Here is a 16,784-nt window from a genome sequence, read left to right on the forward strand (position 1 = left end):
ATTATGATTGGAGTGGTTTTATGTTAGATATTAATTGGGCATTATTGGCCCCTTTACTCATTATTCAATTCATACTTGTAGTTGTAGCACTAGTGGACTTAATAAAAGCGAGCGATACAAACGGCCCAAAATGGCTTTGGGCATTTATAATAGTCCTTGGTAACATTCTTGGACCTGTTCTCTACTTTATTATTGGAAGGAGGAAGGATTAATGACATTAGTAACTGTTAAGAACCTAACGAAAAAATACGGATCAAAAATAGTAGTAAATAATATTAGCTTTGATTTTGGATATCAAAAATGTATTGCATTGATTGGTCCAAACGGCGCTGGGAAGACAACAACATTAAGAACGCTTGCGGGACTTTTAAAGCCAACAGAAGGTACCATTCAATTCGAATCTAGTACGACAAATCAGGATATTCGAAAGTGGATAGGCTATCTCCCCCAATATCCTGCCTTCCATTCTTGGATGACTGGTAGAGAATTTTTAATCTACAGCGGAAAATTAGCGAAACTAACGAAAGAAGAAGCGACGAAGCGAGCAGCTGAACTATTAGAGGTGGTTAACATTGCAAAGGAATCACAAGATGAACGAATTTCTCGTTATTCTGGTGGAATGAAGCAGCGACTAGGTATCGCTCAAGCAATCATCCACAAACCAAAACTACTAATCTTAGATGAACCAGTTGCTTCCCTTGATCCAATTGGTCGTCGAGAGGTACTAGGTCTTCTAGAAAAATTAAAGCAGGAAATCACAATATTGTTCTCCACCCACATACTTAATGACGCAGAGGAAGTTAGCGATGAACTACTTCTGCTCCATAAAGGTCAGATTATTGAATCAGGCTCATTACAGGAGTTACGAAATAAATATCAAACTACTGTTATGGCGTTACAAGTAGAAGATGAGATTCATGATTATCAGACTATAGTGGCTAACTTGAATCATGTTAGAAATACAAAAATCGAAAGAGGTACCCTTTATATTACCTCGGATAATGTAAAAAAAGTCCGAGAGGCCATTTTATCTTTAGCAGATCAGGAGAGATGGCCGATAACCTCATTCTCTATTGACCAAGCATCGTTAGAGGATATGTTTATGAAGGTGGTGAATAACTAATGCAGTGGATGACATTATTTCAAAAAGAGTTACTGGAAAACTGGCGAAATAAAAAGTGGATTTGGGTACCTTTAGTGATTATATTGTTATCTATAATGGACCCTTTGACAACCTATTACTTGCCCTACATCATTGAGGCTACAGGTGGTATGCCAAGTGGCGTTGTTATAGAAGAATTACCTGAGTATGCTCCATCAGAGGTTTTATTAATGACTCTTTCACAGCTTAGTATGTTAGGTGTTTTAGTAATTGTTCTTATTTCAATGGGTACGATATCCGGTGAAAGAAAAAGCGGGGTATCAGAACTTGTCTTAGTAAAGCCTGTTTCTTACATGAATTACATCACTGCTAAATGGGTTTCCTATTTATTATTAGTATGGGTATCTTTATTTCTTGGCATCTTAGTAAGCTGGTATTATATAAACATTCTTTTTGGCACGCTAAGCTTTGGTGATTTCGTAACAACATTTTTCTTTTATGGTATCTGGCTTACATTCGTTGTTTCTTTGACCATCTTTTATAATACGTTGTTTAAATCGAGTGGTTTGGTTGCATTCTTTTCCATTCTATCGATTATGGTGATGAGTATGATTACAAAGATTTTTCACCATATTCTAGATTGGAGTCCAAATAATATAACAGAATATATCATAGATACTATTTCAACTGGTGAGATTAGCAAAGATTTAATCCTTACTGGAATTATTACAACGGCACTGTCCTTAACCTTAATACTCCTTTCCAGTCAATTTCTCAAGCGAAAAGAAATGGCTGGTTAATTATTAAAAGGACATCTTCCGATTATGGAGGATGTCCTTCTCTCTTTAATGACGTCTTTCAATTGTAATCTTTCTTATAAATACAAAGGAGAATAGATATAAGAGCAATCCAATTCCGAACACTTGATAAAAGAATAGGATATCAAACTGTTTCACGATATCAATAATAAAGTTATAAATCCAGCCCTTTGCAACACCAATTAGGAAAGCTACAGCTAGAATCCCTGCTACGATACCTCCACCTGCAAAACCAAACTTATAGAATAGTAGACCCATTACAAACATAAATGTTAATAGGAAGAACATAACAAACGTATCAATAATAACCCGATTGATCCAATTATCGTCGACCAACATTGCAAAGTGTAAGAATATAAAACTATCTATGCCGATAATCTTATTAACTGATAATACAATTTCTTGTACAGTACTGGAAACCACGGCCTTTACAACAGAAAGACCTAAGAAAAAATGGCGATAGCAATATATATGTTTTTTCTGGTTGCACCCATTTTAATTGCAAATGGAATACTTTCCTTAACTGTAACAAAACCAGTGATAATACAGAAGAAATAAGTTGCAAAAGGAAATCCAAAAGCCATTTTCCCATCTTCAAACCCCAACAGAAAGTAAGCAAAAGTAACACTAACAACTAAAATGGATAATAAAATTGCCCAAAAGATTTTCATAGAATGACGAATATCAGTTACCAAATAATACAATAGCCCATTCATTTGCTTATTCATCCTTACGCTCCCTCCTTTTCCGTTAGATAGATCATTAAGTCTTGAATTGGTACTCCCTCAACAGACAACCCTGCAATTCTTGCTTCTTCCATGTGCCCGAACACATAAGCTGTCATCATACCAGCTAGCTGTTTTGTTGTAATAACTTCCTTGTCTAGAATAAATTTTTCTACTGCTTCTACTGTTCCCGATACAGCACAAGCCTTATTCCGTAACACCTCTGCATCTTCCTGAAGAGCTAATTTACCACCTTGTAGAATGATTACCTCCTCAAACATTAAGCTTACTTCATCGATTAGGTGGGTAGAGAAAATGATCGTACGAGGATTTTCCTCATACTCCCTTAACAAGATTTCATAAAACTTTTTACGAGCGGCAGCGTCTAGCCCAATATATGGTTCATCAAAGATTGTAATTGGTGCCTTGCTTGCTAGCCCAACTATGATTCCAAGAGCAGATTCCATCCCTTTCGATAAAGTCTTAACCTTCGCTTTAATATTGAGATTATATTCTTCAACAAGGCTCTGGGCTAAATCATCATCCCAAGTTGGATAGAAATAAGAACTGATTTTTAAGACATTTTTAATCGTTAATTCCCTTTTAAAGTTTTGTCCCTCTTTAATTAAACAGATTGATTCTGTCAGTTTTACATTATCAAATGGAGGCTCGCCATCAATTAAGATTTCCCCTTCTGTTGCTAATATCTGGCCAGCTAGGATTTCCATAAATGTGGTTTTTCCTGCCCCATTTCTACCAAGCAATCCATAAATTCTTGGCTCCTCTAACGAAAAGGTCACTGAATCTAATGCAAGTTTATTACCATAACGCTTCGACAAATCTTTAACCTCTATTATCATCCCCATCATCCCCTTTTAGCATATTCATTAAATCTGTATCACTAATTCTGAGTTTTTTTGCTTCCTCTTTTAAAGGCAAAATGAAATTATCAAAAAAAGTTTTCTGGCGCTTTTCAATTAAAATTTCTTTTGCATCCTCTGCAACAAACATCCCAACACCCCTTCGTTTATATAAGACTCCTTCCGCTACTAGCTCATTTATTCCTTTTCCGGCTGTAGCTGGATTAATATTATAAAACGTTGCAAATTCATTTGTGGATGGTACTCTTTCATTCGCCTTAATGGAGTCATTAATAATAGAGTCCTCTAGCTGCTCCTTTATTTGGAGGAATATAGGTTTGTTATCATCTAGATTATTTTTCATTTTTAACCTCCTTTGTTAAGTGGTTAATTACTTATGTAACTAACCATATAACAAGCTATTAATATTGTCAATAGAAAAAAATAAAAAAGAGTCCCAAATAGGACTCTTCGCTCAATTTTATCTCTCTAATATTCCTTGTAATGGAGACTTTTGCGGAAAGATTGAATAATGTTTGCCTTCCGTAGATATGACTAAATCACCATAGACAGCGGTTGAAAAAATATGTGTATCCATCTGAAAAAGCTTTTCAATAACACGGTTAACTGGATGACCATATTTGTTATATTTACTGTACGTAATAATCGCCACATCAGGATCAACCTGCTCCAGAAATTGACTAGAACTACTTGTTTTTGAGCCATGATGCGCCACTTTGACAATTTCTGCTCGTACATCATACGTTTTAGCTATCTTCTCCTCTTGGGCATCCTCAATATCTCCTAAAAATAAAAAGTCGACGTCATTATAACTTAACTTTAATGCGATGGAGGATTGATTATTGGTTTTATGTGCACTATAAGCGTTTAATATTCGAATATCCAATATTGTATCAACACGTATTTCTTTTCCTACCTTAGCAATGGTCATTGGAATCTCTTGATCTTTGACCGATTTAATATAGCTTGCATATGCTCTTGTCACATGTAACTTTCCGGAGTCGAGTAATTTTTTTACTTTGAATTCCTTTAGTACCGCTGGAAATCCACCAATATGATCACGGTCCGGATGTGTAGCAATGACTAGATCAAGTTTCTTAATCCCAAGCCCCTTTAGGTAACGGACTACTTTTTTTCCAGCTTTAGGCGGACCTGCATCGATTAATATATTTTTGTTATTTGGAGTGATGATAAAGATACTATCTCCTTGCCCTACATTTATAAAATGTACATCCATATGTTTGGATTGCTGACCATATGCAGGTGTAGTGTCAAGCGCCGCAAACATAACGAAAATTAATATCAGAAATAATACAATAGATTTGTATTGCAGCATGACGGATACATCCTTTATAGAAATCTTAATCAAATTCCAGTTAGAATAAATGGTTCTCAGTGAAACCTATATCTTATCTTTTCACGGTTTAGAGGAAATATTTATGGCACTTTTTTTGAAACCTTTTCAGTTAATTTACGTATATAATCTCCAAAGTTAACTTTAGGGGATGTTATATTTGTTTAAACGACTTACAGCATTTGGAAAGATATACTTTGGCTTCGGTATTATTTTCCTAGTGCTTGGAATCTTTCTATTTGTTGAAAACAATGTACCGATAAAAGAACAATATATATCGATTAGTTTCTTTTCCCTTGGGATTGCATCTATTTTAGCTGCCTACCTAGCAAAAAAACAATAAATTCTGTTACAAAGAGGGGACGACCTTTGAAATAGCGCAACCGTGTATACACCTGTGAATTAATACTAAAGAACATAAAATAAAGCCGCTGATTATTCAGCGGCTTGAATTATATTAACCTTTACTTACGACAACCTCACCATTTTTGACACAAACATGTACCTTGTTAACATGTTCTGATTCTAACAGTAAATCTGTTAGTGGATCTTCAATCTTATCTTGTATAACACGACGTAATGGACGTGCACCGAATTTTGGATCATATCCTTGTTTAACCAGTGCTTTTTTCGCATCATTTGTAATCGTAATTTCTATGCTACTTTCTTTAATTGTTTCTGTTAATTCTCCTAGCATTAAGTCAATGATGCGCATTAAGTTATCTTCAGTTAATTCGTTAAAGGTAATAATCGCGTCAAAACGATTTAAAAACTCTGGCTTAAAGTATGCACTTAAATTTTCTAATGTGGATACAGATTCATGTTTACCGTTATTGAATCCTACCGTAATCGGTTTAAATCCAGTTCCAGCATTACTTGTCATGATAATAACCGTATCTTTAAAGCTTACCTTTCTACCTTGTGAATCGGTTAAATGACCATCTTCCATGATTTGTAGGAACATATTTTGTACATCTGGATGTGCTTTTTCGATCTCATCCAATAATATAATGGAGTATGGACTACGACGGACACGTTCAGTTAATTGACCAGCTTCGTCGTGACCAACATATCCTGGAGGAGCACCGATAATTTTAGAGACAGAATGTTTCTCCATATATTCACTCATATCAAGACGAATCATCGCCTCACGAGTTCCAAATAATTCTTCTGCTAGTGCTTTCGTTAACTCTGTTTTACCTACACCAGTTGGCCCTACGAATAAGAAGGAACCAATTGGACGATGTTTGGACTTTAATCCTGCACGGCTACGTCGGATTGCTTTTGCTACCTTTCCAACTGCTTCATTCTGACCAATTACTTTCTTACCTAGATTCTCAGTAAGATTCTTCATTTTTTCTTGTTCATCGGCATGTAGTTTGGTGACAGGTATACCTGTTTTTTCTTCTACAATTAGTTGTATATCAGTAATATCTACATCAATTACTTGTTCTTCACCTTTTGCTTTCTCAAGCTGTTTTTGTAATTGAATTTCTTGGTAGCGTAGATTTGCTGCACGTTCATAGTCCTCTTCCTCTGCAGCCGCTTCTTTTTCCTTCACAATTTCATCAATACGACTTTGAATTGAGATGGAGTCATTTTGTGAATTAGCAAGATTTAAGCGGGAACCTACTTCATCCATCAAATCAATCGCCTTATCGGGTAAGAAACGATCTTGTATATAACGAGCAGACAAAGTAACAAACTCCTTAATTGCTTCCTCAGAATAGCGAACCTCATGGAATTTCTCGTAACGGTCTTTTATACCATTTAGAATCTGAATAGATTCTTCAATAGTAGGCTCTTTGACCATAATTGGTTGGAAGCGACGCTCCAATGCAGCGTCTTTTTCAATTTGGCGATACTCTTTTAATGTTGTCGCACCAATAATTTGTAGTTCTCCTCGTGCTAATGCAGGTTTTAAGATGTTTCCTGCATCCATTTGAGAACTCTCCGCAGTGCCAGCCCCTACTAATAGATGAATTTCGTCAATAAAGAGTATGGTATCTTGGCGATTCTGTAACTCTTTAATCAATTGTTTCATACGTTCTTCAAATTGACCTCTAATACCAGTGTTTGCTACAAGTGAAGCAACATCAAGAATATAGACTTCCTTGTTTATTAGTTTTGCAGGTACTTGACCTTCCACTATTTTTAGAGCAAGTCCTTCTGCAATTGCTGTCTTACCTACACCTGGCTCCCCAATTAGGACTGGATTGTTTTTTGTTCTTCTATTTAAGGTTTCGATCACTCGTTTCACTTCTTGATTACGACCTATTACTGGATCAATTTCACCAGTGCGCGCGGCATCTGTTAGATTTCTACCTAGTTGGTCTAGTAAACCTTTACGTTTCGTTTTCTTCGTTTGCGTTTTTGTCGTTGTATTTGAATTGGCTGAGCCATTCGCAAAGCCATGAAAAATGTCTTCCGTATTTTCTCCATCAAATGGATTAGAGAAAAATCCATTGGCGTTCATCATATTTTCTTGGATTTCACGGAAACATGAATTGCAAAGGTGCATCTGCATCTTTTCATGATTCATTTGCATTGCCATATTAATATTAGCTTCATTCACACCACATTTTTGACATTTCATTTTCCATTCCTCCTACTATTTAATAGTCAAACCTTTTAGTTTGACTTTGACTATCTTTGACCTTGTGATTTTATTATACTCTGACCTTTTTTGACTTTCAAGTGTTTTGATTAATTTTTTTGGGAAGGATTATTTTCTTTCGCATTGGGACTATTTCCTCCCGAACAGGGACTATATCCTCTACGCTAGCTAACTCTACCTTGATTATATGACAAAAAAAAGACAGCTTATCAGCTGCCTTTCACCTTTTATTAACTATTACTTCACATTCTTTGCCAATTCTTTGTTACGTAACTCCACCCTTCTGATCTTTCCAGATATAGTTTTTGGAAGTTCATCAATAAATTCTATTTCACGAGGGTATTTATATGGAGCAGTTAGGTTCTTCACATGATTTTGCAATTCCTGTATTATTTCCTGTTCTTCTCCTTTCGCATTGTCTTTTAATACAACAAAGGCTTTTACAATACTCCCACGTATTTCATCTGGACTTGCCACCACAGCACATTCTTGTACGAAAGGATGTTTTACCAATGCATCTTCAACCTCAAATGGGCCTATGGTATAACCGGAGCTGATAATAATATCGTCACTACGACCTTCAAACCAGAAGTACCCATCTTCATCTTTCCGCGCTTGATCTCCAGTGATATAATAATCTCCTCGTTTTGCTTTATTGGTCCGCTCTGGGTCCTTGTAGTACTCCTTAAACAAAGCAGGACTGTTTAACCGAACCGCTATATCTCCAATTTCTCCTGTCTCAACTGGTTCACCATATTGATCTATTATTTCTACATCATTACCCGGTGTAGGTCTTCCCATGGATCCTGGTTTTACTTCCATGTTTTTCATGACACCTAATAATAATGTATTTTCCGTTTGACCATATCCATCACGGACTGTTACATGAAAGTACTTACGGAACGTATCGATAACCTCTACATTCAATGGCTCGCCGGCTGACACAGCACTTTGTAGATGTGGAAGCTTATACTGACTCAAATCATCCACTTTTGCCATTAGTCGATATTCTGTTGGTGTACAGCATAAAACATTGATTTGATGTTCTTCTAGTAACTGAAGATATTTTTCCGCATGAAACTTTCCATAATATATAAAGCCTGTTGCCCCCATCCCAAGAACTGATAAAAACGGACTCCATATCCATTTTTGCCAACCTGGTCCTGCAGTTGCCCAAACTTTATCTCCTTTATTGACACATAACCAGTTCTCTGGCGCTGTTTTTAAATGCGCAAAGCCCCAGCCATGTGTATGCACAACCCCCTTAGGATTACCTGTCGTACCAGATGTATAGGAAATAAATGCAATGTCTTCACGGGTGGTGGCCGCTACTTCTAGTAACACCGACGCATCCTCCATTAATCCATCTAAATAATACCAGCCATCAACTGGCCTTCCGACTGCAAATTTTAGAAGTTTGTCATATTCATGTATATCCTTAAATTGTTCGGAGAAATCATGAAAACTAACCACCCCTTTGACTTCTCCATGACTAATGCGATATTGTAAATCTTTTGTTTTTAACATTTCAGAGCTAGGTATTACAATTATTCCTATTTTCAATGCCGCTAAATAAACTTCATATGCTTCAATACGTCGCGGAATCATCACAAGAAGCTTATCTCCCTTTTTTAAACCACTTTCTAGGAAAACGCTTCCAATTTTATTTACATTGCGCATTAATTGACCATATGTAATGTCTCTTCTTCTACCGACTTCGTCTTCCCAAATAAGTGCTTTACGTGACTCTTCATCTGTGACGTGTTTTTCGATTTCCATAACGATGTTGTAGTCTTTAGGAGCAATTAGGTCTTCTCGTTTCATCCTTTCAACTCCCTTACTATATTTAGCACTTATTATATCAATAATTAAAAAATTTTAGAATATACTTACGAGAAAATAGTCCCAAAAGAAGATAATATCCTCCTTTGAGACTACTTTTTAAAAACCGTAGATTGGTTGTCCCATTTTATCCTTTATGACAAAGTCATCCAAACTCTTGAAGGTGTAACCCTCTTTCTTTAAATCCTGGATAATCTTCTCTAATGCTGTTGCATTATCTTCTGAAACAGCATGTAATAAAATAATCGCACCCGGATGGATTTGGTTCATGACTTGGTCATACGCGTACTGCCAGCCCTTCTGAGCACCGGTATTCCAATCAATAATAGCAAGAGACCAGAATACATGAATATAGCCTAAATCATTTGCCCATTGAAGTGTCTGTTGATTAAACATCCCTTTAGGCGGGCGAACATACTTAATATCATCTTGCTTAGAAGCTTTTGCGACTGCATTCTCTAATGTCTCTAATTCTCGTTTCATGACATCCTTTGTTAGGATTGTAAAGTCAGGATGATGGTACGAATGATTCCCAATAATATGACCTTCATCAACCATCCGTTTAATTAGATCTGGAGCACTATTGACATAATGACCAGTCACAAAAAAAGTAGCAGGCACCTTTTCTTTTTTTAAGACATCCAATATCTCATCTGTAAAGCCCTGCTCATAGCCATTGTCAAACGTTAAGTATAGTGTTTTGTCTCCTGAATCATCTACATAGTAAGCACCGTTTTCCTTTAAGATTTCACGGTATTTACCGACATCTGGAATCTCATGATTCAGATTTTTTTTATATCCCCAACCAAAAGCTTCTACCTTTTCAGCTGAAAAACACAAAAAGGTAAGAGAAAAAATAATGGTAGTTGATAAAAGGAAAAACAATCGTTGCATATTACCCCACCTATTTTTTTCTTACCTTTTGCTAAATTAACCTTTTTTATTCACTTAGAGGAAAAGTGCAGCAGCCCAACCAAATATAAATAAAGGAATATTAAAGTGAATAAAGGTCGGTACACATGTATCCCATATGTGATTGTGCTTACCATCTGCGTTCAAACCTGAAGTTGGTCCAAGAGTACTGTCAGATGCAGGAGAACCAGCATCCCCAAGTGCACCAGCAGTACCAATTAATGCTGCCGTTGCTAGTGGAGAAAATCCTGCTGATAGACAGATTGGAACAAATAACGCTGCAATTATCGGAATCGTTCCGAACGATGAACCAATCCCAATCGTCACCAATAAGCCTACTAGTAATAATACAAATGCAATAAGTGCTTTATTATCTCCCAAAAAGCTAGAAGAAACTTCAACTAATGCATCAACTGCACCAGTTTCCTTTAAAATGTTTCCATAACCAGAAGCGACTAACATTACAAATGCAATGGTACTCATCATACTAACACCATCTGTAATAACCTTGTCGGTCTTTGAGAATGGAACAACAAGCAGTACTACCATTAGAATTAAACCTGTTAGTGCACCAATTACTAAATTCCCGGTAATAATTTGAACTACTAGTGCACCAATAATAGAAACTAATGTGAAAAGATGTTTCAGATTAAATGTTATTTCTTTTTCTTCTGCTTCTCCAACATTCTTGACACCATCTACATCTGGTAAAGGTGCTTTATCCTTACGATACGTAACAAAGATAGCAAACAGTAATCCAGCTACCATCCCTAGTCCAGGGATAATCATAGAAAGGGCAATTTCTCCCATTGTAATTTCAGCACCGTTTTGCACCATACCATCATAAATAATTCCATGGAAGATTAACCCGAACCCAGCAGGAATCATAATATATGGTGCCTTTAATCCAAAGGTTAATGCTACCGCTACTCCGCGTCGATCCACACGCATTTGATCAAATAACTTCAACAGTGGCGGGATTAATATCGGGATAAAAGCGATATGCACCGGCACAACATTTTGTGATAGAGATGCCACACCAGCGATGGCAAGTAATAACATCGTCTTTTTACCAGTTAAAATACGTATTAAGAAATTCACTAATATGGTTGTTATACCGGTATAACTAATTGCTACAGCAAATGCCCCAAGCAAAATATAACTTAAAGCTGTGTTCGCTTGACCACCCATTCCGAGCACAAGCATCTCAATAGATTCCACTATATCTAGTCCAGCCATTAAACCTGCTGCAACTGCTGCAATGATAATGGACACGATGACATTGACACGTAATAAACTTAAAATTGTCAGTAATAATACCGAAACAACGACAACCCATTCCATTTTTCTTCCCCCTAACCAACTTTAACACTTTACTATAATAAAGTATTAAAGCAATAAAATCAACCCTTTATTATTTTATTCTTATATTTTGTTATTCAAATTTATGTTAGAAAAACTCGTGTAATAAATTTTTCTTATACTAGCGAGATAGAATCTAACACTATCTTACCTGCCTAAAAAGCCCCAAAATCCGTATGATTTTAGGGCTTTAGAAACTATTTCAATTCGAATGAAAATGAGACATGATCCTGAATTGGAATCCATGCACCAATTCCTTGTTTTGTCACATTCTTAACAACAAGGTATTTCTTTGTTCCTTTTAATTGGATGTAAACTTCTCCAAACGTTACCTTTCCTTTTTCATTTACAGCTGGTGCAAAAGCGTGTAAATAACCGTACTTCTGACTAGGAACACTATAAGAATTTTCCTTTTTCGTTCCTGCGCCGATTGTAGTTGTATAAGAAAGTGGCAGTTTTGTTGCTTGTTTGGCAGTCATAATCATCATTTGCTTTACATCATCTGGGTTGGCGATTTTATTGGTTAAAGCTCCTTTTATTTCTTTTTGAGCCTGTTGATTATAGTTTAGCTTTTGATTTTCTTTACCACCAAAGTTATTTAATTCATTTACATTAATCTTCTGATACTCCCAATTAATATTTGTATCATCCGATTCATAATGAAGTGGCCATCTCCCTAGAAAAACCATTCCTCGATAACCAATACCGATTGGAGAAGGGTCTAAGGAAGTCTCATTCAACATCTTAATTAAATTCGGGTTTGAGATTGGCACATCCGTACTTTCCATTAATTCTTGGGTTAGCTCACTAGGCTCAATTACTTCCTCATCTTCTGTAGAATTTGGAAAGGTATTTTCTTTCGCTATATCCAGCACATGACTGGGTACTTCGTATTTGTCTTTGGCTTCCTTTTTCTCTGCCTCTTTTTCACCAAAGACAATAATCGGAGCTAGAATTGCGATTAGAAATGTAATTAATGCTATGATATATTTGTTGTTCATCTACCCATTCCTCTCTTTTTGTCTTATTTTTTGATTGGGTATTTAATTTTATACATAGGATTATTCACTTCTTCAGGGGGAAATGAAAATGATTTTAGATCGCTTCCGATTTTGGATACTAATATTACTAGTTATGATTTCAGGTTTATCGCAAGGAATGCTTATGCCATTACTAGCCATTATCTTGGAGCAGGCAGGGATTTCTTCCTCTATGAATGGATTACATGCAACCGGGCTATATATCGGTGTCCTAATAGCATCACCTTTTATGGAAAAGCCAATGCAAAAATATGGGTTTAAGCCCATTATCCTAGTTGGTGGTATATTGGTTATTATTTCTCTTGCATTATTTCCATTATGGGAGGCACTTTGGTTTTGGTTTATTTTACGTGTTGCCATTGGTATAGGCGATAATATGCTACACTTTGGTACACAAACATGGATAACCACAACTGTAGACCAGAAAACACGTGGGAGAAGTATCTCTTTATATGGGATGTCATTTGGGTTGGGATTTGCTCTTGGACCCTTATTTACAAGATTATTGGAAATTAATCAGGCTCTACCATTTATCTTATCTGCATTATTGAGTACATTAGTCTGGTCACTCATGTTGTTTGTCCGCAATAAATGGCCAAATGATGAAAGTGAAGTTGTTACTACTACGGCTTCGAATAATAGCTCTATTAAACGATTTATCCTGACAACAAAAATTGCCTGGATTGCTCTCCTTCCACCATTAGCTTATGGATTTTTAGAGGCAACCTTACATGCAACATTTCCAATCTATGGCCTTCGTATTGGACATGATGTTAATATGCTTTCCCTTATCATTCCTTGTTTCGCTGGAGGAAGTTTACTTTCCCAACTTCCACTTGGAATCCTTAGTGATAAAGTTGGCCGTAGAAAGATATTACTCGTTATAATGACACTTGGACTATTTTGTTTTATTGGAGCCGCTTTGTTAGAAGCATCCGTTACCGCGTTATTTATTTGCTTTACACTAGCTGGAGTTTTCGTAGGTTCTTTATACTCGTTAGGCATATCATACATGACCGACTTACTCCCTACTACCTTGCTACCTGCAGGTAATTTGCTTTGTAGTATAGCATTTAGTATCGGGAGCCTTGGCGGACCATATGTTGGTGGAATATTTATCGAGGTATTACCAGAGGTATCATTCTTCTATATGGTTGCCATTGTACTTGCTCTATTAGTGTTTGCGATGGTGCTAAAACGGGATTCAGTAAGGAATGAGGTTGGCGTTTAAAGACTTGTAAATGAGGCAGTTTTTTGTTCTGGATATATATCAGCTACATTTTCGCGGGTTTATTTGTTATTTTGCCTTTGAGAAGAGCTGTCAGCTACAGTTTAACGTGTTTCCGCCGCTATCATCCGGAGAAATGCAACTTGTTACAATACTGTGATTTCCGATACTTTATACAAAAAACAGGAGACCTGGTACCTACCGGGTCTCCTGTTTTATATATTTGCCGTATCTGACCTCTAGTCTATCTTGTAATATCGATATTGCAATTCCTATCGGCCAGTAGATTAATGCTGCTAGGATGTACATTGTCATGGAATCAAACGTACGGCCTGCAACGATTTGGGCATGTTGAAATAGTTCTGGCACCGTGATTATCGCTGCTAATGACGTGCCAAGCATAACACTTAAGAACACATTAGCCAATGGAGGAATGGCAATTCGAATCGCTTGTGGCAAGATAATAATTCGCATTGCTTTCCAGTAGCCAATATTTAGTGCTTTTGCTGCTTCCCATTGACCACGGTCGACACCGGATAGAGCTGCGCGGTAGATCTCTGCTATGTATGCTGCACTATTCAGACCGAAAGCAATACATGCAGCTAACACAGCAGTAAGGTTAATCCCTATAATCGGTAATCCATAATAAATTAAAAAGAGGAAAACGATAATCGGTGTACTTCGCATAAATGATATATACACACGAGATGGCCAGCGAAGTACAATATTATCCGAATTTCTTCCTAATGCTATAAAAAACCCTAGGATTAAACCTATTATCATACCAATAACTGCTAACATGATGGTCATTGGAACACCTTGAAGTAAGAAAGGTAGGCTCTCCCACGCTAACTGGAAGTCAAATAAATTCTGCAACTGCACATGATCTATTTGAAACATTCAATCACCTTATTCAACGCCTTCGATTTCTATGACTTCCTCTTCAGGTTCTTTTGAAACATCAAGACCTCCAAAGAATTCAGCTGAAATCTCTGTTAACGTACCGTCTTCCTTCATTTCTTTTATGACTTCATTCACTTTCTCTAATAGAACAGTAGCTTCCTTCTGCATTACAACATTATTAGTTGTTGGATGGAATCTTAATTCTGGATGTAATGTTATATTAAACTCTGGGAATGCAGTGATTGCTAATTTCTGTAAATAATAATCATTAATAACAACATCTGTACGTCCATTATGAACATCTCGTAAATAGGCGTCATTGGTAACATTTCCATAAGTAATTACTTCCGCACCAAATTTTCGTGCAATATCACTATATACGGTTGTTGCAGCTCCACCTGCTTTTTTGCCTTTTAAATCCTCTAGGGTATGAATACCAGATAAGTCATCTGCTCTAACTATCATCGTTGCATAGGAATATTTTACAGGCTCTGAAAAAGCAAACTTCTCTTTACTAGCTTCTCTAGGTCCTGCTTGAATGATATCGACACGACCACTTTGTAGTGCTGAAAGCATGGAATCAAAGCCCATTACCTCGAACTTAACATCCACATCTAGACGCTTAGCAATTTCTCGAAAAACCTCTACATTATAGCCTGTTAATTCTTCTGATCCTTCTGGATAGTAAGAGGCAGGGAAAAGAGTTCCAGCTGTTCCGACAACTATTTCGCCAGATTCCTGGATAGAAGCCCAAATTTCATCCTCAACCTTTTTCTCACCGTCAGCCTCGGAATCGCTTCCACAAGCACTTAATGTAAGAATCGCACAAACTAAAATAGCTAAAATACCATATCTTTTCAAGAAGATATCCCCCTTTTAATCTGTTATATTTTTCAAACAATATAAATTGTAACAGTCTTATAAAATATAATCAAATAAAGATTACTGAAGGTATTAACTGTTATTGAATTAATATAGAACTTTATGCAACAATATAAATTTACATCGAATATTAGCCATGACAGTAATCCTTATTTTAACCTACAAAAAAGGAGAGAAACTCCCTCCTTTTGTCTACCATATCTTACTTATTGTCGCATTTAATATCCCACCTACTATGACAATAAATGCTGAAAGATAAAACCATATCATTAAAGTAATAACTGCACCCAAACTTCCATATGTAGCAGAATAATGACCTAATTCCGATACATAGTAAGAAAAAGCATAAGATGTTAATTGCCATGCTACCGTTGAAAATAAAGCTCCCCAGAATGCATCGCGAAATCTTAATTTTACGTTCGGCGCAATTTTATATAAAAATATAAACACAATAAAGAATACAATCGATGTAAACACCCACCGAAGCATTTCCCATACATGCAAGAAATCCTCTGATAAGCCAAAGAAAGAAAATAAATAAACACCTATCATTCTTCCTAAAATCGGTAATAAAAGCGCCAGTACTAGTACCCCTAGCATTGCAATTGTTAATACAATAGCAATCAAGCGAGAGACAATGAATAACCGGTCCTCCTCAACCTCATATGCATTATTTAACACTCGCATGATGGCATTTATCCCATTAGAAGCGGCCCATAATGTCCCGATTATACCAATCGATAGAAGTTGTCCATTTTGTTGAGAAACTAATTGCTCGACGTTCTGTTCGATTAGTGCCATCGAATCTGTAGGGGCCACTTGAGAAAGCATGCGAATGAGGATATTAGAATCTATAGGAAGATAACCCACCAAGGTAATCGCGACTACTAATAAAGGAAAAAGTGATAAGAGAAAAAAATAAGCTAATTGTGCAGATAAGCCAAAAGCTTCCTCTTCAAGTATTCGCCCAATCAGCTTCTTTAAAAATAATTTTATTTGGTCCAAGCTCGAACCCCCTTAGAAGAATCGCATGGACTCCTCCTGTGATGAGCCCACGCGGATTGGCTGTTTGTGCCGGACTTCTTTTTCGTTTACAATCATTGTCCTACTCGCTCAAT

At 36.5% G+C, this 16,784-nt stretch carries 18 protein-coding genes; 5 read left to right on the top strand and 13 right to left on the bottom strand.

The window, feature by feature from the left end; genetic code table 11:
• Nucleotides 1-20: 20 nt before the first annotated feature.
• The 3 genes from G5W_RS0112710 to G5W_RS0112720 are packed head-to-tail and all read left to right on the top strand — an operon-like array spanning nt 21 to nt 1,902.
• The gene (locus G5W_RS0112710; protein WP_010097185.1) at nt 21-212 is read left to right on the top strand and encodes a PLD nuclease N-terminal domain-containing protein; all 192 of its coding nucleotides are present in this window, start codon (nt 21-23) and stop codon (nt 210-212) included.
• Complete coding sequence (locus tag G5W_RS0112715) at nt 212-1,123, top strand: ABC transporter ATP-binding protein (RefSeq protein WP_010097187.1); 912 nt, start codon at nt 212-214, stop codon at nt 1,121-1,123. The genes G5W_RS0112710 and G5W_RS0112715 overlap by 1 nt, the downstream gene beginning before the upstream one ends.
• The gene (locus G5W_RS0112720; protein WP_010097189.1) at nt 1,123-1,902 is read left to right on the top strand and encodes an ABC transporter permease; all 780 of its coding nucleotides are present in this window, start codon (nt 1,123-1,125) and stop codon (nt 1,900-1,902) included. The genes G5W_RS0112715 and G5W_RS0112720 overlap by 1 nt, the downstream gene beginning before the upstream one ends.
• Nucleotides 1,903-1,947: 45 nt before the next feature.
• Here the strand turns inward: G5W_RS0112720 and G5W_RS24300 are convergent, their stop codons facing one another.
• The 5 genes from G5W_RS24300 to G5W_RS0112740 all read right to left on the bottom strand — a co-directional run bounded on the left by G5W_RS24300 (nt 1,948) and on the right by G5W_RS0112740 (nt 4,862).
• A complete protein-coding gene (locus G5W_RS24300; RefSeq protein WP_010097191.1) occupies nt 1,948-2,343 on the bottom strand; it encodes a hypothetical protein in 396 nt (131 codons plus the stop codon).
• Nucleotides 2,344-2,363: 20 nt separating this feature from the next.
• The gene (locus G5W_RS24305) at nt 2,364-2,648 is read right to left on the bottom strand and encodes a hypothetical protein (protein WP_010097193.1); all 285 of its coding nucleotides are present in this window, start codon (nt 2,646-2,648) and stop codon (nt 2,364-2,366) included.
• A 2-nt stretch (nt 2,649-2,650) separates the two neighbouring features.
• Nucleotides 2,651-3,505: an ABC transporter ATP-binding protein gene (locus G5W_RS0112730; protein ID WP_010097195.1), complete on the bottom strand. Its 855-nt coding sequence runs from the start codon at nt 3,503-3,505 to the stop codon at nt 2,651-2,653.
• Nucleotides 3,489-3,869, bottom strand: a complete 381-nt coding sequence (locus G5W_RS0112735; protein WP_010097197.1) for a GntR family transcriptional regulator — start codon at nt 3,867-3,869, stop codon at nt 3,489-3,491. Before G5W_RS0112735 ends, G5W_RS0112730 begins: the two co-directional genes overlap by 17 nt.
• Nucleotides 3,870-3,986: 117 nt before the next feature.
• Complete coding sequence (locus tag G5W_RS0112740; RefSeq protein WP_010097199.1) at nt 3,987-4,862, bottom strand: ComEC/Rec2 family competence protein; 876 nt, start codon at nt 4,860-4,862, stop codon at nt 3,987-3,989.
• Between the two features lie 178 nt (nt 4,863-5,040).
• On the opposite strand from G5W_RS0112740, the gene G5W_RS0112745 reads away from it, so the two are divergent.
• On the top strand, nt 5,041-5,223 hold the full coding sequence (locus G5W_RS0112745; protein WP_010097201.1) for a hypothetical protein: 183 nt from the start codon (nt 5,041-5,043) through the stop codon (nt 5,221-5,223).
• A gap of 114 nt (nt 5,224-5,337) precedes the next feature.
• On the opposite strand, the gene G5W_RS0112750 is transcribed toward G5W_RS0112745, so the two are convergent.
• From G5W_RS0112750 to G5W_RS0112770, 5 genes are all read right to left on the bottom strand, one after another.
• On the bottom strand, nt 5,338-7,476 hold the full coding sequence (locus G5W_RS0112750) for an ATP-dependent Clp protease ATP-binding subunit (protein ID WP_010097203.1): 2,139 nt from the start codon (nt 7,474-7,476) through the stop codon (nt 5,338-5,340).
• Between the two features lie 258 nt (nt 7,477-7,734).
• Nucleotides 7,735-9,321, bottom strand: coding sequence for an acyl-CoA synthetase MbcS (gene mbcS, locus G5W_RS0112755; protein ID WP_010097205.1), 1,587 nt, complete (start codon nt 9,319-9,321; stop codon nt 7,735-7,737).
• 117 nt (nt 9,322-9,438) lie between these two features.
• On the bottom strand, nt 9,439-10,233 hold the full coding sequence (gene pdaA, locus G5W_RS0112760) for a delta-lactam-biosynthetic de-N-acetylase (protein ID WP_010097207.1): 795 nt from the start codon (nt 10,231-10,233) through the stop codon (nt 9,439-9,441).
• Nucleotides 10,234-10,287: 54 nt separating this feature from the next.
• Complete coding sequence (locus tag G5W_RS0112765; RefSeq protein WP_010097209.1) at nt 10,288-11,595, bottom strand: Na+/H+ antiporter family protein; 1,308 nt, start codon at nt 11,593-11,595, stop codon at nt 10,288-10,290.
• Nucleotides 11,596-11,810: 215 nt separating this feature from the next.
• Nucleotides 11,811-12,614 carry a YfkD famly protein gene (locus tag G5W_RS0112770; RefSeq protein WP_010097211.1) on the bottom strand — a complete coding sequence of 268 codons (804 nt, stop codon included), beginning with the start codon at nt 12,612-12,614 and terminating at the stop codon, nt 11,811-11,813.
• An 88-nt stretch (nt 12,615-12,702) separates the two neighbouring features.
• Between G5W_RS0112770 and G5W_RS0112775 the strand changes: the two genes are divergently transcribed.
• Nucleotides 12,703-13,884 (top strand): MFS transporter, encoded by a 1,182-nt coding sequence (locus tag G5W_RS0112775; protein ID WP_010097213.1) that lies wholly within the window; start codon nt 12,703-12,705, stop codon nt 13,882-13,884.
• A 195-nt stretch (nt 13,885-14,079) separates the two neighbouring features.
• Here G5W_RS0112775 and G5W_RS0112780 read toward each other — a convergent pair whose 3' ends face one another.
• The 3 genes from G5W_RS0112780 to G5W_RS0112790 all read right to left on the bottom strand — a co-directional run bounded on the left by G5W_RS0112780 (nt 14,080) and on the right by G5W_RS0112790 (nt 16,671).
• The gene (locus G5W_RS0112780) at nt 14,080-14,781 is read right to left on the bottom strand and encodes an amino acid ABC transporter permease (RefSeq protein WP_010097215.1); all 702 of its coding nucleotides are present in this window, start codon (nt 14,779-14,781) and stop codon (nt 14,080-14,082) included.
• A 9-nt stretch (nt 14,782-14,790) separates the two neighbouring features.
• Entirely contained in the window at nt 14,791-15,645 is an 855-nt protein-coding gene (locus tag G5W_RS0112785; protein WP_010097217.1) for a transporter substrate-binding domain-containing protein, read from the bottom strand.
• Between the two features lie 213 nt (nt 15,646-15,858).
• The gene (locus G5W_RS0112790; RefSeq protein WP_010097219.1) at nt 15,859-16,671 is read right to left on the bottom strand and encodes a YihY/virulence factor BrkB family protein; all 813 of its coding nucleotides are present in this window, start codon (nt 16,669-16,671) and stop codon (nt 15,859-15,861) included.
• Between the last annotated feature and the right edge of the window lie 113 nt (nt 16,672-16,784).

The organism is Ornithinibacillus scapharcae TW25, from assembly GCF_000190475.1.
GTDB lineage: Bacteria > Bacillota > Bacilli > Bacillales > Amphibacillaceae > Ornithinibacillus > Ornithinibacillus scapharcae.

Bases quoted from the DNA above. Each gene is read 5' to 3' on its own strand.
- G5W_RS0112710 (WP_010097185.1), top strand. From the start codon at position 21: ATGTTAGATATTAATTGGGCATTATTGGCCCCTTTACTCATTATTCAA.
- G5W_RS0112715 (WP_010097187.1), top strand. From the start codon at position 212: ATGACATTAGTAACTGTTAAGAACCTAACGAAAAAATACGGATCAAAA.
- G5W_RS0112720 (WP_010097189.1), top strand. From the start codon at position 1,123: ATGCAGTGGATGACATTATTTCAAAAAGAGTTACTGGAAAACTGGCGA.
- G5W_RS24305 (WP_010097193.1), bottom strand. From the start codon at position 2,648: ATGAATAAGCAAATGAATGGGCTATTGTATTATTTGGTAACTGATATT.
- G5W_RS0112730 (WP_010097195.1), bottom strand. From the start codon at position 3,505: ATGATAATAGAGGTTAAAGATTTGTCGAAGCGTTATGGTAATAAACTT.
- G5W_RS0112735 (WP_010097197.1), bottom strand. From the start codon at position 3,869: ATGAAAAATAATCTAGATGATAACAAACCTATATTCCTCCAAATAAAG.
- G5W_RS0112740 (WP_010097199.1), bottom strand. From the start codon at position 4,862: ATGCTGCAATACAAATCTATTGTATTATTTCTGATATTAATTTTCGTT.
- G5W_RS0112750 (WP_010097203.1), bottom strand. From the start codon at position 7,476: ATGAAATGTCAAAAATGTGGTGTGAATGAAGCTAATATTAATATGGCA.
- mbcS (WP_010097205.1), bottom strand. From the start codon at position 9,321: ATGAAACGAGAAGACCTAATTGCTCCTAAAGACTACAACATCGTTATG.
- pdaA (WP_010097207.1), bottom strand. From the start codon at position 10,233: ATGCAACGATTGTTTTTCCTTTTATCAACTACCATTATTTTTTCTCTT.
- G5W_RS0112765 (WP_010097209.1), bottom strand. From the start codon at position 11,595: ATGGAATGGGTTGTCGTTGTTTCGGTATTATTACTGACAATTTTAAGT.
- G5W_RS0112770 (WP_010097211.1), bottom strand. From the start codon at position 12,614: ATGAACAACAAATATATCATAGCATTAATTACATTTCTAATCGCAATT.
- G5W_RS0112775 (WP_010097213.1), top strand. From the start codon at position 12,703: ATGATTTTAGATCGCTTCCGATTTTGGATACTAATATTACTAGTTATG.
- G5W_RS0112780 (WP_010097215.1), bottom strand. From the start codon at position 14,781: ATGTTTCAAATAGATCATGTGCAGTTGCAGAATTTATTTGACTTCCAG.